Origin of the sequence: Comamonas sp. Z3 (genome assembly GCF_008121565.1) — a bacterium.
Lineage (GTDB): Bacteria > Pseudomonadota > Gammaproteobacteria > Burkholderiales > Burkholderiaceae_C > Comamonas > Comamonas brasiliensis.
Genome location: NZ_VOQU01000003.1, coordinates 508,654 through 534,037 on the forward strand (window position 1 = coordinate 508,654; position 25,384 = coordinate 534,037).

Consider the following 25,384-nt stretch of genomic DNA (forward strand, 5'->3'; position numbering starts at 1 on the left):
GTTGTGGCGACTACACTGCGGCCTTCCTTGTTCTTGCTGTACCCGGTCCGTGTCTGCTTCTGTCTCCCCTTCCCGCCGCCGCTGTCTGCTTCTATCCTTCTCGCTGTCTCTGGCATTAGGTCTGTCGGCCTGTGCCACGGCCACCCCTGAACAAAGTCAGGATGAGCTGATCCGGCGCTTTTACGCACTGGTTGCGGCCGGCGATTTCGACGCCTGCATTGCCCTGGTCTCGGCACGCAATATTTCCAGGGAGCAGCTGGCGAGTTTTGAGTACAAGCTGCGCCGCATGCTGGCAGGCGCCAAGGCAATGATCGACTCCAAGGGCGGCCTGGCCAAGGTGGAAGTGGTGGAAAGAACGCTCTCCGAAGACCAGCAGGTCGTCAAGCTGCGGGTGCTGGTCACCTATGGCGATGGCAGTACCCGCCGCGAGCGCATCAATCTGTTTCAGGAACAGGGCGTCTGGAAAGTGCAGCTGTGATTTTTCGGCGGCTGGCAACGGCTGCTGTGATGGCGCTGTCGGCCTGCTGTGTCGGCCTGGCTTTTGCAAAGCCGCAACTGCCGCCGCAGGCGGCGCCCGGTGATCTGATCTTCCGCCAGGGTACTGAGAACGTCAGTCACCTGGTGCAAGCCGTGGACCGCGGTGACTTCAGCCATGTGGGCATGCTGGTGGGCCGGCCCGGTCAGTGGCAGGTGCTGCATGCCACGCCGTCCGAACGCGAGGGCCAGCCCGATGCCGTGGTGCTGGATTCGCTGGACTTTTTTCTGGACGCTCGGCGCGCCCGGGCCTATCGCCTGTATCAGGTCGCTTCCGACACCGGCACGCGTGAGCGGGCCGTGGCCTGGGCCATGGCGCAGCAGGGCAAGCCGTTTCAGCTGCAGGGAGACGCTCAGGATCTGTACTGCACCACGCTGGTCTGGCAGGCCTGGCAGCAAGGTGGTATGGATCTCGGGGTGGTGTTCACCAAGGTGGAGCTGCCGGTTCTCGGCGGGCTCTACCTGCTGCCCGGCAAGCTGCTGCGCTCATCCCGTTTGCGCCCGCTGACGCCCTTGCTGTCTTTGCGCTAGAGCAGGCCTCTACACACCCAGATATTGCTGGCGCACGGCCTTGTCGCCCGCCAGTTCGGCCATGCTGGCCGCATGCACGATCTGGCCCTTTTCCAGCACATAGGCACGGTCGGCCACGACCTCGGCGAATGGCAGGTTCTGCTCGCTGAGCAAGATGCCTATGCCCTGTGCCTTGAGTTCGAGAATCGTGCGCGCCATCTGCTCGACGATCAGCGGAGCAACCCCCTCGGAGGGCTCGTCCAGCAGCACCAGACAGGGCTGGCCCATCAGCGTGCGGGCCACGCTCAGCATCTGCTGCTCGCCACCGCTCATGCGCCCGCCCAGGCGCTCGGGCATCTCGCCCAGGTTGGGGAAAAGCGCAAACAGTTTTTCGGGCGTCCAGTGCGGCACGGCCTGGCCATCGGGCCAGCGGCGTGGCTTTTGCTTGCCGACCTCGAGGTTTTCCAGCACCGTCAGTTCGGTAAAGATGCGGCGGTCCTCGGGCACATAGCCCAGGCCGCGCTGCGCGATCTGGTGCGAAGCCTTTTTCTCCAGCGCCTCGCCCATGAAGCGGATACTGCCCTCGCGGCGCGGCACCAGGGCAGCAATGCTCTTGAGCGTGGTGGACTTGCCTGCGCCATTGCGTCCCATCAGTGCCACGACCTCGCCGCGCCCCACGTTCAGCGATACCTCATGCAGGATATGGGCTGCGCCATACCAGGCGTTGAGGTTCTGGACTTCAAGCAATTTGGGGCTCTTGCCCTTATCCATCAAGCGCTGGTTGCTATGCATTTGATTCATTGCTGCTTTTCAAGAACGAGGCCTGTACCGAGGTAGGCTTGCTGCACGCGCGCATCGTCGCGAATGGCTTGCGGACTGCCTTCGGCCAGCAGCTGGCCGCGCACCAGCACAGCCACACGGTCCGCCTGACCGAAAACCACATCCATGCTGTGCTCGGTAAACAGCACGCCCATGTGGCGCTGCTGCGCAATCCGGCGCGTCAGCTGCATCAGGGCCACACGCTCGCCCGGGGCCATGCCGGCTGTGGGTTCGTCCATGAGCAGCAATTGCGGGTCATGGGCCAGCGCCATGGCCAGCTCCACTCGTTTCACATCGCCATAGGCCAGAGCGCTGCAGGGGCGATCGGCTTGAGCGGCCATACCCACCTGCTCCAGCAGGGCCAGGGCGTCGGCACGCCGGTGACTGGCGGCACGTGGCCACCAGCTGAAGATTTTGTGGTCGGCCGACAGCAGGGCCATCTGCACGTTTTCCGCCACGCTGAGCGAGGTAAAAGTCTGTGCAATCTGGAAGGTTCGCCCCACGCCCTTGCGCCAGATGGCGCGTGGCGGCAGGCCCGTGATGGGCTGGCCATTGAGCAGCACCTGGCCGCTGTCGGGCGGCAACTGGCCGCCGACCATGTTGAAGGTGGTGCTCTTGCCCGCGCCGTTGGGGCCGATCAGGGCCAGCAGCTCGCCCGCCTGCAGGCCGAATGAAACCTGTTGCACGGCTTTCACGCCGCCAAAGGCCTTGCTGAGGTTCTGTACATGCAGCAGGCTCATTGTCTAGCTCCTGATTGGTCCCTGGCACTCACGCGCGACCACAGCAGCTGCGCATAGCCTGCAATGCCCTGCGGTGCCAGCAGCACCAGAATCAGCATGGTCGCTCCCATCAGCGCGCGCCAGTATTCGGTGTTACGTGCCACGGTGTCGTGCAGCCAGGTAAAGGCTGCTGCGCCCACCACAGGGCCGGCCAGCGTCTGCACGCCGCCCAGCAGCACCATGACCAGTGCATCCACCGATTTGGTGACCGACATGGCGTCGGGTGCCACGCCGCCCTTGCTGAAGGCAAACAGCGCTCCGGCCAGACCGGCAAACAGCCCGGCGATCACAAATGCCGTCCACTGAATGCGGCGCACGTCGATGCCGATCGCATCGGCTCGCAGCGCCGAGTCGCGCGATGCGCGCAGCGCATAGCCCAGCGGCGAAAACAGCAGGCGGCGCAGCAGATAGATGCCCAGCGCGCAGATGCCCAGAGCCAGCCAGTAGAACGCCGGACCCTGCGATGCCCATTCGGGGGGCCATACGCCAGTCAGGCCGTTGCTGCCGCCCGTGAAGTCATCCCACTGAAAGACGATGGCCCAGCTGATCTGCGCAAACGCCAGCGTCAGCATGGTCAGATAGACGCCCGACAACCGCACGCAGAACCAGCCATAGAGCAGGGCGCCCGCAGCGGCGGCCAGGGGCCCGAGCAGCAGTGCGGCTTCCATGGGCAGATCCAGGGTACGCACCAGCAGTGCCGCACCGTAGGCACCGAGGCCAAAGTAGGCCGCATGACCGAAGGAGTGCATGCCGCCGGGCCCGAGTATGAAGTGCAGACTGCTCGCAAACAGCGCGGCGACAAAGATATCGGCCAGCAGCACGGTGGCATAGCTGCCGCCTGCGGCGCCGCTGGCCATCAGCGGCAGCAGCACCAGCGCGCTCAGCAGTCCCAGCCATGCGGCCGTTGCACCACGCCCTGAGCGGCGCAGCGGCTGTTCGGGCTCGCCAGCGCTGCGTGCCAGTGCCTGGTGCTTGCCCAGCAGGCCCCAGGGCCGCCAGATCAGCACCACGGCCATGACCAGGAACTCCACCACCAGCGTGAGCTTGGAGAACGACAGCTCGAAGCCCGCGATCTCCTGCACACCCAGCCAGATGCAGACGGCCTTGAGCTCCGCCACCAGCAACGCGGCCATGAAGGCGCCCGGTATGCTGCCCATGCCGCCGACCACCACCACCACAAACGCGGCGCCAATGGTGAGCATGTCCATCTCGAGGCTGGCGGGCTCGCGCGGCAGCTGCAGCGCGCCGCCCAGGCCTGCCAGCAGCGTGCCCAGTGCGAAGACGGCGGTGAACAGCCAGGCCTGGTTGACGCCAAGGGCGCCCACCATTTCGCGGTCCTGTGTAGCGGCACGCACCAGGGTGCCAAAGCGGGTCCTGGTCAGTAGAAGCGTCAGGCCCAGGAGGACGCAAGGGCCGACCGCTATCAAGAACAGATCGTAGGTGGGGAACTGGCGGCCCAGAATCTCCACCGAGCCTTCAAGCCCTGTGGCACGCGGGCCGAACAGCTCCTCCGGGCCCCACAGCCACAGCGCAGCATCCTTGATGACCAGTACCAGCGCAAACGTGGCCAGCAACTGGAATAGCTCTGGCGCCTTGTAGATGCGACGCAGAAGCAGTGTCTCGGTCAGCGCCCCGAGTGCGCCACAGGCCAGCGGAGCCACCAGCAGCGCGGGCCAGAAGCCGATATGGGGCGAGAGCCGGTCCACGCTGCTGTAGGCGATGAAGGCGCCCAGCATGTAGAACGAGCCGTGGGCGAAGTTGATGGTGCGGGTGACACCAAAGATCAGTGACAGCCCGACCGAAACCAGAAACAGCGACGATGCGCTGGCCAGTCCGTTGAGCAACTGGGCCAGCAGGCCGGATGCACTCATGCTGCGTAGCTCCTGAAGCTCGACATAGTGTGTTCAGAGATGAAAAAGCCACCTGCTGCAGTGCAGGTGGCCTGGCATTTTCGCCGAAGCGAAATCAGTTCGCTGTCGCGGGACGCAGCTTCTTCACTTCCTCGTCCGTGGGCTGGTAGTTCTTGCCGTCGGCATAGCGGTAGTCGACCAGCACGCCGCGCCCCAGCTTCTCGTCATAGGCGGTCTTGCCGACATAGGCCCCCATGGTGGACTGGTTGTCCTGTGCGCGGTAGGTGATGGGGCCGAAGGGTGTGGCGACTTCCAGGCCCTTGAAGGCCGCAATCAGTTTCTCGGTGTCGGGATCGCCCTTGGTCTTGCGCAGGCCCGCAGCAATCGACTGGATGGCGTTGTAGCCCACGATGGTACCCAGGCGCGGGTAGTCCTTGAACCTGGCCTGATAGGCCTTGAGGAAGGCGGTGTGCTCGGGGGTGTTGATGGAATACCAGGGGTAGCCGGTCACGGTCCAGCCTATGGGCGCTTCCTTCTTGAGCGGGTCCAGGTACTCGGGCTCTGCCGTCAGCAGGCCCACGACTTCGCGGCCCTTGAACAGGCCGCGTGTATTGCCTTCGCGCACGAACTTGCCGAGGTCGGTGGCGAACAGCACGTTGAAGATGGCATCGGGCTTGGCGTCAGCGAGCGCCTGCACGACGGAGCCGGCGTCGATCTTGCCCAGCGCCGGCGCCTGCTCGGCCACAAACTCGATGTCGGGCTGCCTGGCTTTCATCAGCGTCTTGAAGGTGGCAATCGCCGACTGCCCGTATTCGTAGTTGGGGTAGACGATGGCCCAGCGCTTCTTCTTGAGCTTGAGCGCTTCCTCCACCAGCATGGCGGTCTGCATGTAGGTGGAGCCGCGCAGACGGTAGGTGTAGTGATTGCCGTCGGCCCAGACGATCTTGTCGGTCAGCGGCTCGGAGGCGAGGAAGAAGCGCTTTTTCTGCTTGGCATAGTCGGTCAGCGCCAGGCCCACATGCGAGAGAAAGCTGCCCGTGAGCACATCGATTTTCTCGCGCGTGTAGAGCTCTTCGGCGGCACGCACGGCATCGCCCGGCGTGGCGTTGTCGTCGCGCACGAGGAGCTGCAGCTTCTTGCCGGCAATGCCGCCTGCGGCATTGACCTGCTCCACCGCCAGCTCCATGCCCTTTTTGTAGGGCTCCAGAAACGCGGGCTGCGCCTTGTAGCTGTTGATTTCGCCAATCTTGATCACGTCCTGTGCCCAGGCGGGCAGGGCGGCCAGTGTCAGCAGGGGCAGGGACCAGCGCAGCTGCATTGTCATTCTCCTTGGTGCTAGGTGGGCGACCATGGTCTGAGACACAGGGTCGTTGCAATTACTAATGCTCAATTTGAGCATTTATATAGACAAATAAAGCGCTTGTTCAAAGCGCGTGGGAAATGATCCTAGAGCAGCGTTTTCCCTGAGTCAAGATGGGCAAGACAGTTTTCCGGCGATCGGGCGGTATCGGAGCGCTTCATTCTGCTTATCACTATTCGATCTCAAGACATTGATGGGTGATTCCCCCGTTTCTGTGCAATTGCCGGACAATATAGGTCTTGTCCCGCTTGGCAACCGGCAGCCAACGCGCTAGCAGCCCTGACCTGCAGTGCCCCGCCACCGCCCAGCATTTGCCGCGCAGGTTTTCTGCTTAGAGTTTTTATTTCAGACGAATCATGAGTGCTTTTCTTGAAGAACGCGTGCTGTCCGTCCACCACTGGACCGACCGTCTTTTCTCCTTCACCACCACCCGCGATACATCGCTGCGCTTTTCCAACGGCCATTTCACCATGATCGGCCTGAAGGTGGATGGCAAGAACCTGCTGCGCGCCTACTCCATCGCCAGCCCCAACTATGAGGAGCATCTGGAGTTTCTGTCCATCAAGGTGCCCGAAGGCCCTCTGACTTCCAAGCTGCAGAACATCCAGGTGGGTGACACCATCATCGTGGGCAAGAAGCCCACAGGCACGCTGCTGATCGACTATCTGCTGCCCGGCAAGAATCTGTATCTGATCGGCACGGGCACGGGCCTGGCTCCCTGGCTGGCCGTGGCGCGCGACCCCGAGACCTATGAGCGTTTCGACAATGTGGTCGTCGTGCATGGCGTGCGTCAGGTGCAGGAGCTGGCCTATCAGGAGCTGTTCGAGAAGGAATTGCCCGAGCATGAATTCCTCGGCGATATCGTCAAGGGCAAGCTGCATTACTACCCCACCGTGACACGCGAGCCATTCCGCAACCAGGGCCGTATCTCGGCCCAGATCAACAACGGCACCTTCCCGCAGAATCTGGGTCTGCCCGATCTGAATCCCGAGACCGATCGCGTCATGCTGTGCGGCAGCCCCGCCATGCTGTCCGAACTCAAGGAACTGCTGGAAAAGCGCGGCTTCAAGGAAGGCAACACCACTACGCCCGGCGACTTTGTCATCGAGCGCGCTTTCGTGGAAAAGTAATTCCGGCTTGTCCTAGACAAAAGGCCTGCATTCGCAGGCCTTTTGCGTTTCCGCTGAGGAGAAGATGGCGGAGAGTCCATGTATGGCATGGCTGTTGTGCTTGACCTAGATGTTCTCCCCTGCGTTCTCGGGCAGGCGCTGCAAATCCATGGGCCTGGCGCTGGATGCCTTGCGCGCGACAAAAGGGACGGTCCACTGGACCCGGGACCTGCTGCAGGCCTTGGCCGTGGCGGCGGAGAACAGCAGAATGGCCGAGGTGAAGTAAAACCACATCAGCACTACCACCAGCGAGCCGGCTGCACCATAGGCCGAGACCACGGCTGCGGTGGACAGATACCAGGCCAGGGCCTGCTTGCCTATGGTGAACAGGGCGGCGCCCGTCAGCGAACCCAGCAGCAGGTATCTGGTGGAGGGCTTGATGCCAGCCCCCATGCGCATCAGACCCCAGAACAGCAGCACTGCAATGCCGAAGGAAAGGCCCTCGTTGATCAGCCCCATCAGCGGACCCAGCGGCACAAGCTGCAGCTCGTCGTTGGCCCATTTGGTGATCATCTGGATGGCGGTTGAAAGCACCATGGATACCAGCAGCAAAAAGCCCAGGCCCACCACATAGCTCAGTCCCCACAGCCGCGAGATGGCCATGCTCCACCATGGTTTGTTTTCCTGCGGGCGCGACTCTTCACCCATGGACCAGAGCTTGTCCAGTGAAGCCTGCAGCTCCACAAACACGCCCGTGGCGCCCGAGAGCATCATCACCAGACCGAGCACGGACGCGAGCGAGCCCTGATTGGCGTTCTGGGCGCTGGCCAGCGCGCTCTTGACGACCTGTGCCGCGCGCTCTCCGACCACGCTCTGTATCTGGCTGATCAAGGTGCTTTCCACATAGCTGCGATCCAGCCACCAGCCCAGCAGGCCCACGACGGCCAGCAGTAGCGGCGCCAGGCTCAGCATGCCGTAGAAAGACATGGCGGCGCTCATGCGCAGACCGTCGGCCTGCAGCCACAGCTGTACGGAATCGATCAGAGGTTGCAGAGGCTGGGTGAGGCGTCGCAGCTTGTGCTGCCAGCCGGAGGTATCAAAAGCCATGTGTCGAATTCTGGTTGCGAAAACACGGAGGGCTTGTCAGCCTATGTCGGCTGGCATTGAGGATAGGCAAATATTTTGTAATTGCCGCCAGGGCTCTGGCAACTCTGCCATGGTGGCGAGCTTCAGCAGCTCCAGGTTCTCATCCTTTATCTGCTGAGCGATGAATGCTCACTTTTTTGAAGATGAACTCAATTGCATTGGCTTCCTCCAGGAAAGCGCATCGGGGTTTTCTCTAGTCAACTACGCTTGGCGGCCTTCTGGGTGTCGTAGTTCAATCCGGGTTTGCACCAGTCAAAGTGCAACTCTTTAACTACAAAAAACCATCCCGCTTCACGAAAGCTGGCGAGACGAGACATATTTCATGAAGACATCCTTCACCAGCGCTTCTCCTGCAGATCGCGTGCTTTGCCCTGTCTTGCGCGAACGCATCATGACGGCGGACCAGGCCGCCGGCCTGATTCAATCCGGCATGACACTGGGCATGAGCGGCTTCACTCCCGCAGGTGCACCCAAGGCCGTGCCCCAGGCATTGGCACGCCGCATCGAAGCGCAGAACGCCAATGGCGGCAATTTCCGCATCAGCCTTTGGACGGGGGCGTCGACCTCGGCCGAGCTGGACGGAGCACTGGCCAAGGTGCATGGCATCGAACGCCGTCTGCCCTATCAGTCGGACCCCACGGTGCGCAAGGAGATCAACGAAGGGCGCATGCAGTATGTGGACATCCACCTCTCGCATGTGGCGCAGCATGTGTGGTTCGGCTTCCTCGGCCATCTCGACGTGGCGGTGATCGAGGTGGCGGGTGTTTTGCCCGATGGCCGCCTGATTCCATCGACCTCGGTGGGCAACAACAAGACCTGGCTGGAGCAGGCCGACAAAGTCATTCTCGAAGTCAACAGCGCCCAGCCCGCCGAACTCGAGGGCATGCACGATATCTACTACGGCGCGGCCGTGCCGCCCAGGCGCAAGCCCATCCCCATGGAGCACCCGTTCGACCGCATTGGCGAGCCCTATCTGCATTGCGATCCGGGCAAGGTGATTGCCGTGGTGCCCACAGCGCAGCGTGACAGGCTGGCAGCATTCACGGCGCCCGATGAGGGCTCCAAGCGCATTGCCGAGAACATCATCGACTTTCTGCTGCATGAGGTGAAAGTGGGGCGCCTGCCGCCCGAGTTGCTGCCGCTGCAGTCGGGCGTTGGCAATATCGCCAACGCCGTGCTGGCGGGGCTGAACAACGGCCCGTTCGACCATCTGAACGCCTATACCGAGGTGCTGCAGGACGGCATGCTCGACATGCTGGAGTCGGGCAAGCTCGATACCGCGTCGACCACCTCGCTGGCGCTGAGCCCTGTGGCCATGGAGCGCTTTCTGGCCAATATCGACTATTACCGCCAACGCATCATGCTGCGCCCGCAGGAGATATCGAACCACCCCGAGCTGATCCGTCGCATGGGTTTGATTTCGATGAACGCGTTGATCGAGGCCGATATGTACGGCAACGTCAACAGCACGCATGTCATGGGCTCGTCCATCATGAACGGCATTGGTGGCAGCGGCGACTTTGCGCGCAATGCCTATCTGTCCATCTTCATGACACCCTCCACGGCCAAGGGCGGCAATATCAGCTGCATCGTACCCATGGTCTCCCATGTCGATCACACCGAGCATGACGTGCAGGTCATCGTGACCGAGCAGGGCCTGGCCGATCTGCGCGGCCTGGCTCCGGTGCAGCGCGCACGTCTGATCATCGAGAAATGCGTGCACCCCGACTACAAGGCGGCGATGAGAGAGTATCTGGAGCGCGCGCTGCGCGATGCACCGGGCAAGCACACGCCGCATCTGCTCGACCAGGCTTATGCCTGGCACCAGCGCTATCTGAAGACGGGCTCCATGCGGACCTGAGGGAGCATGCGCAAACCAGAAACGCTGCCATGGCAGCGTTTCTGGGTGATGCTGTCTGCAACCCGGATGGCGGTTTCGCAAAGCGCTCTGGATTTGCAAGCCTTTCCGGGGCGTGGGCGCGGTACGGATTCAGGTCACCGGTGCCGGATTGAACAGTACCAGCGCGTTATGCAACTGCCAATGCTCGGCCCAGGTCTTTTTGCGACCGCTGGCCACATCGAGCATCAGCCTGAACATCTCCCAGCCTATGTCTTCGATCGAGGCCTCGCCATCGGCAATGCGTCCGGCGTTGATATCCATCAGATCGTGCCAGCGCCGCGCCAGGTCGCTGCGCGTGGCCACTTTGATCACCGGCACCTGTGCCAGACCGTAGGGCGTGCCGCGGCCCGTGGTGAAGACATGCAGGTTCATGCCGGCCGCCAGCTGCAGCGTGCCGCAGATGAAGTCGCTGGCCGGCGTGGCCGCATAGACCAGACCCTGGCTGATGTCGCGATCGGCCAGCCGCTGACCGGGTGACAGCACGCCGGTGATGGGGGCCGTGCCGCTCTTGATGATGGAGCCCATGGCCTTTTCGACGATGTTCGACAATCCGCCTTTTTTATTGCCCGGTGTGGTGTTGGCGCTGCGGTCCACGCGGCCCTTGTCGAGATAGGCGTCGTACCAGGCCATTTCCTCGATCATGGCTTCGGCCACTTCGGGGCTTGCGGCGCGCGAGGTGAGCTGGTCGATGCCGTCGCGCACCTCGGTCACCTCGCTGAACATCACGGTGGCGCCCGCGCGCACCAGCAGGTCGGTACAGAAGCCCACGGCGGGGTTGGCGGTGACGCCGCTGAAGGCATCGCTGCCCCCGCATTGCACGCCCACCACCAGGGCGCTGGCGGGCACGGTCTCGCGGCGGCGGGCGTCGAGGCGGCGCAGATGTTGCTCGGCCTGGCGCATGATGGAGTCGATCATGGACATAAAGCCCACATGGGCCTCGTCCTGCAGGCAGACCACATCGAGTGCTGGTTCGCGCTCGTCGACGATGGGAAAACTGCCCGGCGGCAGCAGGCGCTCGGGCTGCAGCTTTTCGCAGCCCAGGCTGACCACCATGACCTCGCCGCCGAAGTTCGGGTTGCGGCTGATATTTCGCAGCGTGCGCTGCGGGATCTCGGCTCCCACGGCATCGATGGCCACGCCACAGCCGTAGCTGTGCTCCAGGCCCACCACGTCGTCAACATGGGGGTATCGGGGCAGCAGCTCTGACTTGATGCGGCGCACCGCAAAGTCGAGCACCCCGGCCACGCATTGCACCGTGGTGGTGATGGCCAGGATGTTGCGCGTGCCCACCGTACCGTCCGCATTGCGGTAGCCCTCGAAGGTATAGCCTGCCAACGGCTCCAGCACGGGCGGCTTGACAGTGGCGATGGGCAGGCCCTGCAGCGAGCGTGCCTCGGGCATCTGCAGCAAGCGCTCGTGCACCCAGCTGCCGGCGGCAATGGGTTTGAGCGCATAGCCGATGACCACGTTGTAGCGGCGCACCGCACCGCCTTCGGGAATGTCCACCAGTGCCACCTTGTGCGCCTGCGGCACCTTGTCGAGTAGCGTGAGGCCGGACGGCAGCACGGTGCCCGCAGGCAGGCCGCCGTCGTTGGCAACAATGGCAACGTTGTCGGCCGCATGCATGCTGATGGAAAGCGGAAGTGGGGTACTCATGGCAATGTCTCAATTTTCTAGGGGCCAGCACTGCTACGGCATGGCAGTTGGCACAGTCTGCGCAAACGGCGCAGCCCAAGGCGAGGAACACCGAGCAAGGGCCGCCCCGCAGCGACGGTGTCGTCCCCCTCCCTTGCAAAGCAAGTTAGAGAGGCGGAAGCCGCGAAGCGGCTCAGGGGGTGCTTTACTTATTCCACCTTTATTCCTGCAGACTTGATCACCTTGGCCCACTTGCTCACTTCGGCCTTCTGGTAGTCGGCCAGCTCGACGGTCGTCATGTTCGACGGCAGCATGCCAAAGTTCTTGAGGCGGGCCTGGACTTCGGGGGTGGCGACGATCTTCAGGATCTCGGCATGCAGGCGGTCCACGATGGGCTTGGGCGTGCCCGCAGGGGCGAAAACGGCCTGCCAGGAGCCCATGTCGAAACCCTTCTCGCCGGCTTCGGCAATCGTCGGTACATCGGGCAGCGATTCCAGGCGCTTGGAGCTGCTCACGGCGATGGGGCGCAGCTTGCCGGACTGGATGTGGGGGCCGACAACCAGGGCAGTGTCGAACATCATGTCCACCTGTCCGCCCATGACATCCTGCACGGCGGGACCGCTGCCCTTGTAGGGAACATGGGTGAACTTCACGCCGGTCTGGTAGGCCAGCAGTTCCAGCGCCATGTGGTTGGAGGTGCCGTTGCCAGGGGAGGCCGAAGTCAGACCGCCCGACGAGGCCTTGGCCTTGCTGCCGGCCAGCACGTCAGCCAGGGTCTTGTAGGGGCTGGAGGCAGGCACCACCAGCACCAGAGGGCCGGAGCCGAGCATGGCGACGGGCGTGAAGGACTTGACGGGGTCATAGTCCAGCTTGGAGTACAGGCTGACATTGATGGCGTGCGAGCTGATGGTGCCGCCCAGGATGGTGTAGCCGTCGGCCGGGGCGCGTGCCGCCAGGGCCGAACCCACGCTGCCGCCGGCGCCGCCCTTGTTCTCGATGACCACGGGCGTGCCCAGGGCCTTGCTCAGCGGCTGCGCAATCACGCGCGCCAGGGTGTCGGTATTGCCGCCGGGGGGGAACGGCACCAGATAGGTGATGGGCTTGCCGGTGGGCCAGTTGCCCTGTGCAAGGGCCGGTGCGGCGACAAGGGATGCGCCCAGCAGCAGGGCGCTGGCGGCGAGGGTGGATTGAAGCAGGGTGCGGCGTTGCATGATGGTTGTCTCTGGTTGAAAAGCGTCTTTTTGTGCTGTGGAAAGGGGTGCGCTTGAATCAGCTCGGCTTGGGCTGGATATGTGCTCTTTGCGGTCTTTCTGTGCAGGGGGCTGGAGTTCAGAAGCGCGGTTGCTTGCCGGTGAATTCCGGGTCGTATCTGCGCATCTGCCCCAGGTCGTCGCGGTTGCGGATGCCGCAATGCAGATAGTTGTCGTGCAGGCGGGCCAGGGCATCGCGGTCCAGGGTCACGCCCAGGCCGGGCGTGGTGGGCACGCGCAGGCTGCCCTGCTCGAACTGCAGACGGCCGCCTTCGACGACTTCCTCGTCCTGCCACGGATAGTGGGTGTCGCAGGCATAGGTCAGCAGGGGCACGCTGGCGCACAGATGAGTCATGGCCACCAGGCTCACGCCCAGATGGGAGTTGCTGTGCATGGACAGGCCCAGGTCGAAGGTGCGGCACAGCGTGGACAGGCGCTGTGTGGCACGCAGGCCGCCCCAGTAATGGTGGTCGCTGAGCACGATCTTCACGGGGCAGCCCATCTCGGCGTTGCGGCGGAACTCGGCAAAGTCCGTCACCACCATGTTGGTGGCCAGGGGCACGTCGCACTCGCGTGCCACGGCGGCCATGCCGTCCAGGCCCGGGGCCGGGTCCTCGTAGTACTCGAGCACGCCGCGCAACTGCTGCACGATCTTCAGGCTGGTCTCCACGGTCCAGTTGCCATTCGGGTCGATGCGCAGCGGTGTGCCGGGGAAAGTCTCGGCCAGCGCCAGGATGCCGGCCGCTTCCTGCTCGGGCGGCAGCGTGCCGGCCTTGAGCTTGATGCTCTGGAAGCCGTATTGGTCGATCATGCGCCGGGCCTGGGCCACGAGCTGGGCCGGCGTCAGGGCTTCGCCCCAGGCGTCGGGGGCATAGGGCTGGCCCACATGCTCGGCGTATTTGTAGAACAGATAGGCTGAGTAGGGCACGCGGTCGCGTGCGGGTCCGCCCAGCAGGTCGACGATGGGGGCCTGGGCCATCTGGCCCTGCAGGTCCAGCATCGCAACTTCGAAGGCGCTGACCACCTTGGCCACGGTCTTGGAGACATGGGTGCCAGGGGCCAGCGAGACCTGCTGACCCAGAAATTCCGAGGCCGTGAGCTTGGGCGGAGTGACCAGGGCTGCAACACGGGTCTCCATTTCATTGAGGGCCCAGGGCGAGAGCCCGACCAGGGCCGGTGCGGCCTTGGCCAGAGCATCCAGCATGGGTTGGTCGCCGTAGCTCTCGTTGATGCCGACCAGACCGGAAGCAGTCTCGATCTCGATGATGGAGCGCAGTGCCCAGGGCTCGTGAATGCCGGCGGCGTTGAGCAGCGGCGGATCACGGAAGGCAATCGGCGTGATGCGGATGTGGCGGATCTGGTGAGAGGTGCTCATCTTGTGATGACTGATGCGGCCCAGGAGCTGCGGGCCGAAGTTGAAATAGGGCGTCTTTGTGGTATGTTGTCGTACAACTGAAAGCCATTATCATCAGGCTCATGAGTACTCAGACATCGGAATTACCCCAATCAACCCCGTCTTTGCCGCTGACGGAGGGGTACGCGCTGCGCAGCAAAACCAGCAAGGGCAGCCGCAGTCTGGCGAATCTGTTGTCCGAGGAGTTCGAACACAAGATCCGCCAGGGCCTGCTGCATGAGGGGGAGAAGCTGCCCACCGAGTCCGAACTCGTGCGCAGCTATGACGTCAGCCGCACCGTGGTGCGCGAGGCGTTGTCCAAATTGCAGGCTGCAGGGCTGGTCGAGACCCGCCATGGCATAGGCACGTTTGTGCTGCCCGCGCGCCAGAGTGCAAGCCCCATGCTCAGCGCGCGCGAGCTCAGCGAGTCCGTCGATGTGCTGGCCGTGCTGGAGCTGCGCATCAGTCTGGAGACCGAGGCAGCCGGTCTGGCTGCCCAGCGCCGCAGCGAAGCCCATCTGCAGGTCATGAGCGAGGCTCTACAGGAGTTCGAGCATCATTTCGCCCTGGGGCACGACACTGTCGAGCATGATCTGGCCTTTCACCTGAGCATCGCGCAGGCCACAGGCAACCGGTATTTTCAGGACATCCTGCAGCATTTCGGAACGCTGCTGATTCCGCGCAATCGCATCGCCTCCATGCATACGCCGGCACGCGATCCCGACTATCTGCGTCGCGTGAACCGCGAGCACGAGGAGATCTATGCCGCCATCGTGCGCCAGGATGCCGATTCGGCACGCGCCGCCATGCGCATCCATCTGACCAACTCGCGGGAGCGCTTGCGCCTGGCCCAGCGCCTGAGTCTGAGCGCCGAGTCCTGATTCCGAAACCCTGACCTGGGCGGGCGCTTGATGCAAGAGGCTGACCGCAGCAAAGCGCGGCGGACCGCCCGCGGCATGCGGCGGCCGTAGTGTCCCGCTGCGTCGAGCACTTGGGAATGCTTCCAAATTTATAGCTTCAAGCGATCTTCAAGATTGAGTTTGACGCATATTTCTTGGATGAAAGTGACGAAGACCAAAGCCTGGTAGACGTCGGCGATCCGTGCTTACCCTTAGAAAAAAACGCTTGGTGTTCAAAAAAGCCTAGTTGTATGATGACTGACCACAACAAGGAGACATTTCACCATGGTCCGACGCTCGCACTTTCTGCGCTCTCTGCTGGCCCTGGCGGCCGGCGGTTTGCTGTCGTCCACATTGCTGGCTGCCGATGCCTGGCCCAGCAAGCCCATCCGTCTGGTCGTTCCCTATCCGCCCGGCGGCAGCTCCGACATCATTGCGCGCTCCATCGGGCAGCTGATCTCCCAGGAGCTCAAGCAGACCGTGGTGATCGACAACAAGCCCGGCGCCAATGGCAATCTGGGCGCTGAGTTCGTCGCCCGCGCACCGGCGGACGGCTACACCTGGCTGCTCTGCGATCTCGGCGCACTGGCCATCTCTCCCTCGATCTATACCAAGCTCAGCTTCGATCCTTCCAAGGCGTTGCGTGGTGCGGCCATGCTGGCCTATTCGCCCCATATGCTGGTGGTGCACCCCTCCGTCCAGGCCAGCAATCTCAAGGAGCTGGTGGAGCTGTCCAAGAAGCAGGACCTGAACTTTGCCGTTACCGCATCGGGCAGTGCCCCCCATCTGGCCGGCGTGGAGCTGGCCCGGATCACCGGCGCCAAATGGGTGTATGTGCCCTACAAGGGCGGCGTGCAGTCGGTGCAGGACACGGTTGCAGGCCAGACCCAGGTGCTGATGAACGGCATGCTGGCCACCTATCCGCATGTGCAAAGCGGCAAGCTCAAGCTGCTGGGCATTTCCAAGAACACCCGCATGCCCCTGATTGCCGATGTGCCGACGCTGGCGGAGCAGGGCGCACAGGGTTTTGCCTCGGGCACCTGGCAGGGCGTGGTGCTGCCCGCCAAGACGCCTGAAGCCGTGGTGCAGCGTGTGAACCAGGTGCTGCTCGGTGCCATCCGCTCCACCGAGGTCCGCTCCCGGCTGACCGGCCAGGGTGCCGAGGTCGTCACGATGACACCCGCCGAAACCGACAAATTCTTCAATGCCGAGCGCGCGCGCTGGCGCGCCGTGGTGCAAGCCGCCCAACTGCAGCTGGATTGAGCTGCCAGATCTTTTTGCTCTCCTCTTTTCAAGGATTACCATGACACCCCAAGACCTCAAAGACGTGATGAGTTCCGGCCTGCTGTCCTTCCCCGTGACGGACTTCGATGCCCAGGGCAACTTCAATGCCAAGGGCTATGCCGCACGCCTTGAATGGCTGGCCCCCTACGGCGCCAGTGCCCTGTTCGCTGCCGGCGGCACCGGCGAGTACTTCTCGTTGTATGGCGAGGAATACGGTCAGATCATCAAGACCGCCGTGGATACCTGCCGCGGCAAGGTGCCCATCATTGCCGGCGCCGGCGGCCCCACCCGCACCGCCATTGCCCATGCCCAGGAAGCCGAGCGCCTGGGCGCCCACGGCATCCTGCTGCTGCCCCACTACCTGACCGAAGCCGGCCAGGAAGGCCTGATCGCCCATGTGGAGCAGGTCTGCAAGAGCGTGAAGTTCGGCGTCATCGTCTACAACCGCGACCGCACCCGCTTCACGCCCGAATCGCTGGCCATTCTGGCCGAGCGCTGCCCCAATCTGGTGGGCTTCAAGGACGGCATGGGCAATATCGAGACCATGTCCTCCATCTTCATGAAGATGGGCGACCGTTTCGCCTACCTGGGCGGCCTGCCCACGGCCGAAGTCTATGCGGCCGCCTACAAGGCTCTGGGCACGCCCGTGTATTCCTCTGCCGTCTTCAACTTCATCCCCAGGACGGCGATGGCGTTCTACGAAGCCGTGCGCACCGACGACATGGCCACGCAGCACAAGCTGCTCAAGGAATTCTTCATGCCCTACCTGAAGATCCGCAACCGTGTCGAAGGCTACGGCGTGAGCATCATCAAGGCCGGCGCCAAGCTGGTCGGCCACGATGCCGGTCCCGTGCGCGCTCCCCTGACCGACCTCAAGCCTGCCGAGATGGAGGAGCTCAAGGTCCTGATCGACAAGCTCGGCCCCCAGTAAGACCCGATGCAGGGGTCAGGCCAAGAACCGGGCCCCGCGTCTTCAGGAGACAAAGCATGAAAAAGATACTGATCACGCTGGGGGCCACCCTGGCCCTGGCCGCCCAGGCGGCCGGCAACTTTCCCGACCGGCCTGTCAACATCATCGTGCCTTTCCCGGCCGGCGGCTCCACCGACACCGTGGCGCGTGCGGTGGCCCTGAGCATGGCCGAGCAACTGGGCAAGCCCTTTGTCGTGGAAAACCGTCCTGGTGCCACGGGCACCATCGGTGCGGGAGCCGTCAAGCGTGCAGCGGCCGATGGCTACACCTTGCTGGTGGCCTCGCTGGGCCCTTTTGTGGTGACCCCTCATATGGTCAAGAACGTGCCCTATGACGCCAGCAAGGATTTTGACTACATCACCATCCCCGTGCAGGCGCCCAATGTGCTCGTTGCCAGCCCGACGCAAAAGGCCCGCAGCGTGAGCGAGGTGATTGCCGCGCTCAAGGCCAATCCCGGCAAGATCAGTTTTGCAAGCTCCGGCAATGGTTCCTCGGACCATCTGTCGGCCGAGCTGTTCTGGCAGCAAACGGGCACCGACGCCGTGCATGTGCCCTACAAGGGCGGAGCACCGGCCATCACCGATCTGCTGGGTGGACAGGTGGATTTTTCCTTCCAGAACGTCAATGCCGTGCTGCCCCATCTGCGTAGCGGCAAGCTGCGTGCCATTGCCGTGACCGGCAGCCAGCGTTCGCCCGTGCTGCCCGACGTTCCCACACTGGCCGAGTCCGGCGTCAAGGGTGCCGAGGTCTACTCCTGGCAAGGCATGGCCGCTCCCAAGGGCTTGCCGGCGGATGTCAAGGCCAGACTGGCCAAGGCCGCCATTGTCGCCGTGCAGCAACCCGACATCCGCAAGCGCTTTGTGGAGCAGGGGCTGGAAATCGTGGGCAACACACCCGAGGAATTCACGCGCTTTCAGGCCCAGGAGAACGAGCGCTGGAAGCAACTGATCCAGACCCGAAAGATCACCGCCGACTGAAGGCGGTCCGCCGCCGACGGGCGCTCTGCGCCTGCCGGATTTTCCTGCCGCGAACCGCGGCCCATGCACCCACAAAACCGATAACGGAGACAAGGCATGCGACACCCTTCCCGCCGATTGCTGCTCACACTGGTCTTGGCCGGACTGTCCTGCGCTGCCAGCGCACAACAGTCCGGCAAGCCCCTGACCCTGGTCGTTCCTTTCGCGCCCGGCGGCGGCAGCGACACCAGTGCCCGCCTGCTCAGCCAGGCCCTGGCCAGCCGCCTGGGACAGACCGTGGTCATCGAGAACAAGCCCGGCGCTGCGGGGGTGATCGGTGCCGACCAGGTGGCCCGGGCGCCGGCCGACGGCAATACCATCCTGCTGGGCAATATCGGCACCCAGTCCATCAACCCCATCCTCTACAAGAAGCTGCCCTACGACGCCAAGACGGCCTTCGCCCCCGTCAGCCTGGTCGCCGAGCTGCCCCAGGTGCTGCTGGTACATCCCGGCGTACAGGCCAAGGACGTGGCCGGCCTGATTACCCTGCTCAAGGCCCAGCCCGGCAAGTTCAGCTACAGCACCTCGGGTCCGGGCGGCTCCATGCATCTGGCCGGCGAGATGTTCAAGAGCGCCACCCAGACCGATATCCAGCATGTGGCCTACCGAGGTGGCGGGCCGGCCATCGTGGACCTGCTGTCCGGCCATGTGCAGATTACGTTTGCCACCGTGCTCGAAAGCCTGGGTCACATCAAGGCCGGCAAGCTGCGCGCCCTGGCCGTGACTGGTGACAAGCGTGTGCCGGCGCTGCCCGATGTGCCCACGGTGGCCGAGACCGTGCCAGGTTTCAAGTCCATCTCCTGGGTGGGCGTGCTGGCTCCGGCCAAGACGCCGCAGGCCACCATCGACCGTCTGGCAGCGGCCATCCGCGATACCGTGGCCCAGCCCGACATCGCCCAGCGGCTCAACGAACAGGGCGCTGTCGCCAGGACCACCACACCCCGGCAGTTCGCCGCGCTGATCGAGTCCGACTACACGACCTACGCCCAGCTCATCGCCGAAAAGGGGATCAAGGCCGAATAAGCTTTAAACCGCCTGGCGGCCCTCACAAGCGGGCCGCTTTCTCCCCTGGAGGCTGCGGCCTCCACCATTGACCAAAGCAAGGAATTCCCGGCATGGCGACCACCCGACCACGCGTTCTTCAATACGGCAAGATGCCGCTGACCCAGCTTGATGCCGAACTGGCTCAGGCCTACGAGGTGAGCATTCTCTCCGAGCAGCCCGATCCCGAGCGCTTTCTTGCCGAGCATGGCGGCCAGTTCGAATATGCGGTCACCTCGGCCGCCATGGGCCTGCCTGCGGGCGTGGTCGACGCTCTGCCCAATCTCAAGTTCGTGAGCAGCTTCGGCGTGGGCTTCGATGCCCTCGACAAGGACGCTCTGCTGCGCCGTGGTGCACGTGTGGGCTACACGCCCGGCGTGCTCGACGACTGTGTGGCCGACCTGGCCTTTGCCCTGCTGCTGGACGCCACACGCGGCCTGAGCGAGTCCGACCGTTTCGTGCGCCGCGGCGACTGGAGCCAGAGCCGTTTCGGCATCCGCACCCGCGCCAGCGGCAAGCGCCTGGGCATCTTCGGCATGGGCCGCATCGGTTCCACCGTGGCGCGCCGCGCCTCGGGCTTCGACATGGAAGTGGCCTACCACAACCGCCGCCCCGTCGAAGGCTCGCCCCACCAGTACCTGCCCTCGCTGCTGGAGCTGGCGCGCTGGGCCGACATCCTGGTCATCACCGCCGCCGGCGGTGAAGGCACGCGCCACCTGGTGAATGCCGAGGTGCTGGCGGCCCTGGGCCCGCAGGGCTTCCTGGTCAATGTGGCGCGCGGCAGCGTGGTCGACGAAGCCGCCCTGGCCGATGCCCTGGAGAACAGGCGCATCGCCGGCGCCGGCCTGGACGTGTTCGAGGACGAGCCCCGCCCCCTGCCTGCCCTGCTGGCCCTGGACAACGTGGTGCTGGCCCCCCACATCGCCAGCGGCACCCACGAAACCCGCCGTGCCATGGCTTACCTGGTGCTGCAGAACCTGCAGCAGTTCATCGCCACGGGCCGCCCTGCGGCCGAGGTGCCCTGGTCCGCCGCGCAGTGATTTCCTTTTCCCTCCGAGTCTGTTGAAGAGCCTTCCCATGTCCACTACCCCGACCATCACCGCCATTGAAGTCATCCCCGTCGCCGGCCGCGACGGCATGCTCATGAACCTCAGCGGCGCGCATGCGCCCTACTTCACCCGCAACATCGTGCTGGTGCACGACAGCGCGGGCCGTACGGGGGTGGGCGAGGTGCCGGGCGGCGAAGGCATTCGCCAGGCGCTGGAGGACAGCCAGCAGGTGCTGATCGGCCGTTCCATCGGCCAGCACCTGCAGCTGCTGCAAGAGGTGCAGAAATCCCTGGAAGGCCGCGACACCGGCGGCCGTGGCCTGCAGACCTTTGACCTGCGCATCGGCGTGCACGCGGTCACGGCCATCGAATCCGCCCTGCTGGACCTGCTGGGCCAGCACCTGGGTGTGCCCGTGGCCGCCCTGCTGGGCGAAGGCCAACAGCGCGAGCGCGTGGAAATGCTGGGCTACCTGTTCTTTGTGGGCCCCAGCGACAAGACCGGCCTGGACTATGTCAAGCCCGGCGAAGATAAGCGGGGCACGGACGACTGGACCCAGGTGCGCCACATGACGGCCATGACGCCCGAGACCATCGTGCGCCAGGCCGAAGCCGCCTACGCGCGCTACGGCTTCAACGACTTCAAGCTCAAGGGGGGCGTGCTGGCCGGCGAGCAGGAGGTCGAAGCCGTGACGGCCCTGGCGAAACGCTTCCCCGAGGCCCGTGTCACCCTGGACCCCAACGGTGGCTGGCTGCTCAAGGACGCCATCCGCCTGATGCGCGACATGCGCGGCGTGCTGGCCTATGCCGAAGACCCCTGCGGCGCCGAAGGCGGTTTCTCGGGCCGTGAAGTCATGGCTGAATTCCGCCGCGCCACGGGGCTGCCCACGGCCACCAACATGGTCGCTACCGACTGGCGCCAGATGGTGCACGCCCTGTCGCTGCAGTCTGTGGACATCCCCCTGGCCGATCCCCATTTCTGGACCATGGCCGGCTCGGTGCGCGTGGGCCAGACCTGCCGCGACTGGGGCCTGACCTGGGGTTCGCACTCCAACAACCACTTCGACATCTCGCTGGCCATGTTCACCCACGTGGCCGCCGCCGTGCCCGGCAAGGTCACGGCCATCGACACGCACTGGAACTGGCAGGACGGCCAGTACCTCACGCAGAACCCGCTGCAGATCAAGGGCGGTTTTGTGGAGGTGCCCAAGACCCCCGGCCTGGGCGTGACCGTGGACCGCGAAGCCCTCAAGCGCGCCAACGCCCTGTACCTGGAACATGGCCTGGGCGCGCGCGACGACGCCATCGCCATGCAGCACCTGATCCCCGGCTGGAAGTTCGACAACAAGCGTCCTTGCATGGTGAGGTGATGCTCCCCCTGAGGCGCTACGCGCCTTCCCCCTCTCTCGCTGTGCGGGAGGGGGACGACACCTTCGGTGCGGGGCGGCGCGGCCGGCTTAGGCCCTTCCTCGGTGTCCATCGCTTTGGGTCGCGCCTGCTTCAAATGCAGCGCCCAACTAGCTCACCCTCTTTTATCGAATCTCTCTTTTGGAGCATTTCATGTCCCGCTACGACAACCTCATCAACGGCCAATGGACGGCCGCCACCACCTACAGCCCCAACACCAACCCCAGCGACCTGTCCGATGTGATCGGCGAGTACGCCCAGGGCGGTGCCGAGGACGTGCAGGCCGCCGTGGCCGCTGCCGCTGCCGCTTTCCCAGTCTGGTCCACCTCGGGCATCCAGGCGCGCTCCGACGCCCTGGACAAGATAGCCACGGAGATCCTGGCGCGCAAGGCCGAGCTGGGCGAGCTGCTGGCCCGCGAAGAAGGCAAGACCCTGCCCGAAGCCATTGGCGAAGTCGGCCGCGCCGGCCAGATCTTCAAGTTCTTTGCCGGCGAATGCCTGCGCCTGACGGGCGAGACCGTGCCTTCGGTGCGTCCCGGCATCGGTGTGGAAATCACGCGCGAGCCCATCGGCGTGGTCGGCCTGATCACGCCCTGGAACTTCCCCATCGCCATCCCCGCCTGGAAGATCGCCCCGGCCCTGGCCAACGGCTGCTGCGTGGTGCTCAAGCCCGCCGACCTGGTGCCCGGCAGCGCCTGGGCCCTGGCCGACATCATCCACCGCTCAGGCATCCCCGCCGGTGTCTTCAACCTGGTCATGGGCCGCGGCCGCGTGATCGGTGAAGCCCTGGTCAACCACGCCGACGTGGCGGCGATCAGCTTCACGGGCTCGACGGGCGTGGGCCGCGGCATTGCCGAAGCCTGCGTGAAGAGCGGCAAGAAGGTGCAGCTGGAAATGGGCGGCAAGAATCCCCAGATCGTGCTGGACGATGCCGACCTGAACCAGGCCGTGGAACTGTCGGCCCAGAGCGGCTTCTACTCCAGCGGCCAGCGCTGCACGGCATCGAGCCGCCTGATCGTGACTGACAGGATCTACCCGGCCTTCATCGAGGCCCTGCAGGCGCGCATGGCCCAAATCAAGGTCGGTGACGCACGCGCCGCCGGCACCGACATGGGCCCCGTGGTCAGCCAGGCCCAGCTGGAGCAGGATCTGAGCTATGTGGAAATCGCCAAGGCCGAAGGCGCGCGCCTGGCCGCTGGCGGCGCCCGCGTGGCCTGCCACACGGGCAGCGGCAAGGATGGTTTCTACATGGCGCCCACGCTGTTTGTGGACACCGAAGCCGGCATGCGCATCAACCGCGAAGAAGTCTTCGGCCCCGTGGCCAGCGTGATCCGCGTCAAGGACTACGAAGAAGCCCTGGCCATGGCCAACGACACGCCGTTCGGCCTGTCGGCCGGCATTGCGACCACCAGCCTCAAGCACGCCACGCACTTCAAGCGCCACAGCCAGGCTGGCATGGTCATGGTCAACCTGCCCACGGCGGGCGTGGACTACCACGTGCCGTTCGGCGGTCGCAAGGGCAGCAGCTACGGCCCGCGCGAGCAGGGCCGCTATGCCCAGGAGTTCTACACCACGGTGAAGACGGCCTATACGCTGGCGTGAGGATTGGGACCGCTCGAGCCCGCGGCAGGGCTTGAGCAGTCCATGTTTCAGAAGAAGAGCGAGCCCGCCCCGGTTGCGTCGGCCCTGCTGCGAAAGCTGCTACGCTGCGGCCCAGTTTTTCGCTCTTCTCTTCCATGGATTCGCTCACCCCTTTGCGCGCCTTCAGGCGCATTGTCGAACTGGGCAGCATTGCCAGGGCTGCCGATGCACTCGATCTTTCCTCGGCGGCCCTCAGCAAGCAGTTGCGCGCGCTGGAGGCACAGCTGGGTGCGGTGCTGATCCAGCGCACCACGCGCCGCATGAGCCTGACCGATACCGGCCGGGCCTACTATGCCGAATGCTGCCGGCTGCTCGATGGCTTTGACATGCTGGAGCAATCGGTGCGTGTGCAGTCCGGGCAGGTCATGGGGCGTCTGCGTGTGAACGCGCCGCTGTCGTTTGCGCTGAGCACGCTGGCGCCGCTGCTGGCGCGCTTCATGCAGCGCCACCCGCTGTTGCAGCTCGATCTGTCCATGGAAGACCGGCTGGTGGACGCCGTGGGCCAGGGCTTTGATGTCTCCATACGCCTGAGCGCCGAGCTCGCGGATTCCTCGCTGATTGCGCGGCGCCTGGCCTCGCTGTCGCAGATGCTGTGTGCGTCACCGGCCTATCTGCAGCAACACGGCCGCCCGGCCAGCACAGCCGAGCTCCGCGACCATGCGCTGCTGAATTACAGCCTGGCACAGGCCGACGATGGCTTGCAAGTTCCGAGCGAAGCTCGTGCCAGCGTCAACAATAGTCTTATGTTGCGTGAGTTGCTGGAGGCTAGCCTCGGCATCGGTGCACTGCCGTCCTTTCTGGCCCGGCCCGCCATCGCCCAGGGCCAGCTGGAGGCATTGAGCCTGCAAGACTGGGCAGAGCCGCCACGCCATGTCTATGTGGTCTACCCGACGCAACGTCACCTGCTGCCCAAGGTGCGCGCCTTTGTGGACTTTCTGGCAGAAGAGCTGCCTGCGGCCATGGGCGGCGATTCTTGACGCCGGATTAAGAGTCTCTCAAGCGCAGGCCTCTTACTCCTGCGAGGCCTGCGCCCTACGCTTGCGGTCCATCAGCCATGAAGGACACAAGCATGACGCAATGCCATGATTTTTCCTGCGCTTCGCCCGCGCAGCCCGCAGCCCATCTCGCCTCCGGCCCGCTGCCGCCCCCCATCCTCGATTTCTTCCACGACGTGGTCTGTGGCTGGTGCTATGTGATGTCGCCGCGCCTGCGCCAAGTGGCAGGCGAGCTGGGCTTACGCGTACGTCAGCGCAGCTTTGTGCTGCAAGCTTCCCGCGCCGAAATGGTGGCCAGGTTTGGCTCCATGGAGCAGGCCAAGCAAACCATTCTCGGGCACTGGGAGGCCTGCGCGCAGCATGACGACACCCAGCGCATCGACATCGAAGGCATGCGCCGCGAAAGCTTCGAGTACCCCAGCGGCCTGGCCGGCGCACTGGCCTGCCAGGCGGCCCAGCTGCTGGAGGGCGACGAGGCTCACTGGAATCTGTTCGATGCCATACAGCACGCCCATATGAGTGCCCATCGCAATATAGGCGATGCCGAGGTGCTGCTGGACATCGCTACGCACACCGGCTTCGAGCGCAATGCTTTTGCACGCTGCATGGAAAGTGCGGAGGCCTTGAACCTGGTCCGCCAGGACCTCGCACTGGCTCAGCACCTGGGCCTGCGCAGCATTCCCAGCGTCATCGCTCCGGGTCTGCCCACGCTGCAGACCCTGCCCCTGGACCTGCTGCGCGAGCGGCTGCGCTCCCTGGTGGGCTAAGCCATTTCCTCTCACTTTCTCACTTGCGCCGCAA

General features: G+C 64.3%; 22 protein-coding genes. 14 read left to right on the top strand and 8 right to left on the bottom strand.

The window, feature by feature from the left end:
• Window positions 1-49 precede the first annotated feature (49 nt).
• Together FSY59_RS10800 and FSY59_RS10805 are read left to right on the top strand one after the other, a co-directional pair.
• The gene (locus FSY59_RS10800) at window positions 50-478 is read left to right on the top strand and encodes a DUF4878 domain-containing protein (protein ID WP_050872962.1); all 429 of its coding nucleotides are present in this window, start codon (window positions 50-52) and stop codon (window positions 476-478) included.
• On the top strand, window positions 475-1,065 hold the full coding sequence (locus tag FSY59_RS10805) for a YiiX/YebB-like N1pC/P60 family cysteine hydrolase (RefSeq protein ID WP_034400815.1): 591 nt from the start codon (window positions 475-477) through the stop codon (window positions 1,063-1,065). Before FSY59_RS10800 ends, FSY59_RS10805 begins: the two co-directional genes overlap by 4 nt.
• A 9-nt stretch (window positions 1,066-1,074) precedes the next feature.
• Here FSY59_RS10805 and FSY59_RS10810 read toward each other — a convergent pair whose 3' ends face one another.
• From FSY59_RS10810 to FSY59_RS10825, 4 genes are all read right to left on the bottom strand, one after another.
• Window positions 1,075-1,845 carry an ABC transporter ATP-binding protein gene (locus tag FSY59_RS10810; protein ID WP_003059566.1) on the bottom strand — a complete coding sequence of 257 codons (771 nt, stop codon included), beginning with the start codon at window positions 1,843-1,845 and terminating at the stop codon, window positions 1,075-1,077.
• Window positions 1,842-2,603 (bottom strand): ABC transporter ATP-binding protein, encoded by a 762-nt coding sequence (locus FSY59_RS10815; RefSeq protein ID WP_003059565.1) that lies wholly within the window; start codon window positions 2,601-2,603, stop codon window positions 1,842-1,844. The genes FSY59_RS10810 and FSY59_RS10815 overlap by 4 nt, the downstream gene beginning before the upstream one ends.
• Window positions 2,600-4,513 carry an ABC transporter permease gene (locus FSY59_RS10820; RefSeq protein WP_003059564.1) on the bottom strand — a complete coding sequence of 638 codons (1,914 nt, stop codon included), beginning with the start codon at window positions 4,511-4,513 and terminating at the stop codon, window positions 2,600-2,602. Before FSY59_RS10820 ends, FSY59_RS10815 begins: the two co-directional genes overlap by 4 nt.
• Window positions 4,514-4,607: 94 nt before the next feature.
• A complete protein-coding gene (locus tag FSY59_RS10825) occupies window positions 4,608-5,810 on the bottom strand; it encodes an ABC transporter substrate-binding protein (RefSeq protein ID WP_003059563.1) in 1,203 nt (400 codons plus the stop codon).
• Window positions 5,811-6,208: 398 nt separating this feature from the next.
• Here FSY59_RS10825 and FSY59_RS10830 point away from each other — a divergent pair, with 398 nt between their 5' ends.
• Window positions 6,209-6,982 (top strand): ferredoxin--NADP reductase, encoded by a 774-nt coding sequence (locus tag FSY59_RS10830; RefSeq protein ID WP_003059561.1) that lies wholly within the window; start codon window positions 6,209-6,211, stop codon window positions 6,980-6,982.
• A 105-nt stretch (window positions 6,983-7,087) separates the two neighbouring features.
• Here the strand turns inward: FSY59_RS10830 and FSY59_RS10835 are convergent, their stop codons facing one another.
• On the bottom strand, window positions 7,088-8,068 hold the full coding sequence (locus tag FSY59_RS10835) for a YihY/virulence factor BrkB family protein (protein WP_003059557.1): 981 nt from the start codon (window positions 8,066-8,068) through the stop codon (window positions 7,088-7,090).
• A gap of 361 nt (window positions 8,069-8,429) precedes the next feature.
• On the opposite strand from FSY59_RS10835, the gene FSY59_RS10840 reads away from it, so the two are divergent.
• Window positions 8,430-9,968 (top strand): acetyl-CoA hydrolase/transferase family protein, encoded by a 1,539-nt coding sequence (locus FSY59_RS10840; protein ID WP_003059555.1) that lies wholly within the window; start codon window positions 8,430-8,432, stop codon window positions 9,966-9,968.
• 129 nt (window positions 9,969-10,097) lie between these two features.
• On the opposite strand, the gene garD is transcribed toward FSY59_RS10840, so the two are convergent.
• From garD to FSY59_RS10855, 3 genes are all read right to left on the bottom strand, one after another.
• Window positions 10,098-11,663 carry a galactarate dehydratase gene (gene garD, locus FSY59_RS10845; RefSeq protein WP_148728955.1) on the bottom strand — a complete coding sequence of 522 codons (1,566 nt, stop codon included), beginning with the start codon at window positions 11,661-11,663 and terminating at the stop codon, window positions 10,098-10,100.
• A gap of 188 nt (window positions 11,664-11,851) precedes the next feature.
• Window positions 11,852-12,853 carry a tripartite tricarboxylate transporter substrate binding protein gene (locus tag FSY59_RS10850; protein ID WP_148728956.1) on the bottom strand — a complete coding sequence of 334 codons (1,002 nt, stop codon included), beginning with the start codon at window positions 12,851-12,853 and terminating at the stop codon, window positions 11,852-11,854.
• A 118-nt stretch (window positions 12,854-12,971) separates the two neighbouring features.
• Entirely contained in the window at window positions 12,972-14,267 is a 1,296-nt protein-coding gene (locus tag FSY59_RS10855) for a glucarate dehydratase family protein (RefSeq protein ID WP_148728957.1), read from the bottom strand.
• 143 nt (window positions 14,268-14,410) lie between these two features.
• Here FSY59_RS10855 and FSY59_RS10860 point away from each other — a divergent pair, with 143 nt between their 5' ends.
• The 10 genes from FSY59_RS10860 (at window position 14,411) to FSY59_RS10910 (ending at window position 25,350) form a co-directional block, all read left to right on the top strand.
• The gene (locus FSY59_RS10860; protein ID WP_019044226.1) at window positions 14,411-15,166 is read left to right on the top strand and encodes a FadR/GntR family transcriptional regulator; all 756 of its coding nucleotides are present in this window, start codon (window positions 14,411-14,413) and stop codon (window positions 15,164-15,166) included.
• A gap of 303 nt (window positions 15,167-15,469) precedes the next feature.
• Complete coding sequence (locus FSY59_RS10865; RefSeq protein WP_003059547.1) at window positions 15,470-16,447, top strand: tripartite tricarboxylate transporter substrate binding protein; 978 nt, start codon at window positions 15,470-15,472, stop codon at window positions 16,445-16,447.
• A gap of 40 nt (window positions 16,448-16,487) precedes the next feature.
• Window positions 16,488-17,399 (top strand): 5-dehydro-4-deoxyglucarate dehydratase, encoded by a 912-nt coding sequence (gene kdgD, locus FSY59_RS10870; protein WP_003059546.1) that lies wholly within the window; start codon window positions 16,488-16,490, stop codon window positions 17,397-17,399.
• A 56-nt stretch (window positions 17,400-17,455) separates the two neighbouring features.
• Window positions 17,456-18,415 (top strand): tripartite tricarboxylate transporter substrate binding protein, encoded by a 960-nt coding sequence (locus tag FSY59_RS10875; RefSeq protein ID WP_003059545.1) that lies wholly within the window; start codon window positions 17,456-17,458, stop codon window positions 18,413-18,415.
• A gap of 96 nt (window positions 18,416-18,511) precedes the next feature.
• Complete coding sequence (locus tag FSY59_RS10880) at window positions 18,512-19,477, top strand: tripartite tricarboxylate transporter substrate binding protein (RefSeq protein ID WP_255439335.1); 966 nt, start codon at window positions 18,512-18,514, stop codon at window positions 19,475-19,477.
• A gap of 92 nt (window positions 19,478-19,569) precedes the next feature.
• Window positions 19,570-20,535 carry a 2-hydroxyacid dehydrogenase gene (locus FSY59_RS10885; protein WP_148728958.1) on the top strand — a complete coding sequence of 322 codons (966 nt, stop codon included), beginning with the start codon at window positions 19,570-19,572 and terminating at the stop codon, window positions 20,533-20,535.
• 37 nt (window positions 20,536-20,572) lie between these two features.
• A complete protein-coding gene (locus FSY59_RS10890) occupies window positions 20,573-21,910 on the top strand; it encodes an enolase C-terminal domain-like protein (RefSeq protein WP_148728959.1) in 1,338 nt (445 codons plus the stop codon).
• Between the two features lie 190 nt (window positions 21,911-22,100).
• Window positions 22,101-23,549 carry an aldehyde dehydrogenase family protein gene (locus tag FSY59_RS10900; protein ID WP_148728961.1) on the top strand — a complete coding sequence of 483 codons (1,449 nt, stop codon included), beginning with the start codon at window positions 22,101-22,103 and terminating at the stop codon, window positions 23,547-23,549.
• A gap of 134 nt (window positions 23,550-23,683) precedes the next feature.
• The gene (locus FSY59_RS10905) at window positions 23,684-24,565 is read left to right on the top strand and encodes a LysR family transcriptional regulator (RefSeq protein ID WP_148728962.1); all 882 of its coding nucleotides are present in this window, start codon (window positions 23,684-23,686) and stop codon (window positions 24,563-24,565) included.
• A gap of 92 nt (window positions 24,566-24,657) precedes the next feature.
• Window positions 24,658-25,350 carry a DsbA family protein gene (locus FSY59_RS10910; protein WP_148728963.1) on the top strand — a complete coding sequence of 231 codons (693 nt, stop codon included), beginning with the start codon at window positions 24,658-24,660 and terminating at the stop codon, window positions 25,348-25,350.
• The last annotated feature ends 34 nt before the right edge of the window (window positions 25,351-25,384 follow it).

What these genes read in the sequence shown, in the direction of transcription:
- garD (WP_148728955.1), bottom strand. Translation starts at nt 11,663, where the DNA reads ATGAGTACCCCACTTCCGCTTTCCATCAGCATGCATGCGGCCGACAAC.
- FSY59_RS10910 (WP_148728963.1), top strand. Translation starts at nt 24,658, where the DNA reads ATGACGCAATGCCATGATTTTTCCTGCGCTTCGCCCGCGCAGCCCGCA.
- FSY59_RS10905 (WP_148728962.1), top strand. Translation starts at nt 23,684, where the DNA reads ATGGATTCGCTCACCCCTTTGCGCGCCTTCAGGCGCATTGTCGAACTG.
- FSY59_RS10835 (WP_003059557.1), bottom strand. Translation starts at nt 8,068, where the DNA reads ATGGCTTTTGATACCTCCGGCTGGCAGCACAAGCTGCGACGCCTCACC.
- FSY59_RS10850 (WP_148728956.1), bottom strand. Translation starts at nt 12,853, where the DNA reads ATGCAACGCCGCACCCTGCTTCAATCCACCCTCGCCGCCAGCGCCCTG.
- FSY59_RS10880 (WP_255439335.1), top strand. Translation starts at nt 18,512, where the DNA reads ATGCGACACCCTTCCCGCCGATTGCTGCTCACACTGGTCTTGGCCGGA.
- FSY59_RS10810 (WP_003059566.1), bottom strand. Translation starts at nt 1,845, where the DNA reads ATGAATCAAATGCATAGCAACCAGCGCTTGATGGATAAGGGCAAGAGC.
- FSY59_RS10825 (WP_003059563.1), bottom strand. Translation starts at nt 5,810, where the DNA reads ATGCAGCTGCGCTGGTCCCTGCCCCTGCTGACACTGGCCGCCCTGCCC.
- FSY59_RS10840 (WP_003059555.1), top strand. Translation starts at nt 8,430, where the DNA reads ATGAAGACATCCTTCACCAGCGCTTCTCCTGCAGATCGCGTGCTTTGC.
- kdgD (WP_003059546.1), top strand. Translation starts at nt 16,488, where the DNA reads ATGACACCCCAAGACCTCAAAGACGTGATGAGTTCCGGCCTGCTGTCC.
- FSY59_RS10900 (WP_148728961.1), top strand. Translation starts at nt 22,101, where the DNA reads ATGTCCCGCTACGACAACCTCATCAACGGCCAATGGACGGCCGCCACC.
- FSY59_RS10885 (WP_148728958.1), top strand. Translation starts at nt 19,570, where the DNA reads ATGGCGACCACCCGACCACGCGTTCTTCAATACGGCAAGATGCCGCTG.
- FSY59_RS10875 (WP_003059545.1), top strand. Translation starts at nt 17,456, where the DNA reads ATGAAAAAGATACTGATCACGCTGGGGGCCACCCTGGCCCTGGCCGCC.
- FSY59_RS10855 (WP_148728957.1), bottom strand. Translation starts at nt 14,267, where the DNA reads ATGAGCACCTCTCACCAGATCCGCCACATCCGCATCACGCCGATTGCC.
- FSY59_RS10865 (WP_003059547.1), top strand. Translation starts at nt 15,470, where the DNA reads ATGGTCCGACGCTCGCACTTTCTGCGCTCTCTGCTGGCCCTGGCGGCC.
- FSY59_RS10830 (WP_003059561.1), top strand. Translation starts at nt 6,209, where the DNA reads ATGAGTGCTTTTCTTGAAGAACGCGTGCTGTCCGTCCACCACTGGACC.
- FSY59_RS10890 (WP_148728959.1), top strand. Translation starts at nt 20,573, where the DNA reads ATGTCCACTACCCCGACCATCACCGCCATTGAAGTCATCCCCGTCGCC.
- FSY59_RS10820 (WP_003059564.1), bottom strand. Translation starts at nt 4,513, where the DNA reads ATGAGTGCATCCGGCCTGCTGGCCCAGTTGCTCAACGGACTGGCCAGC.
- FSY59_RS10815 (WP_003059565.1), bottom strand. Translation starts at nt 2,603, where the DNA reads ATGAGCCTGCTGCATGTACAGAACCTCAGCAAGGCCTTTGGCGGCGTG.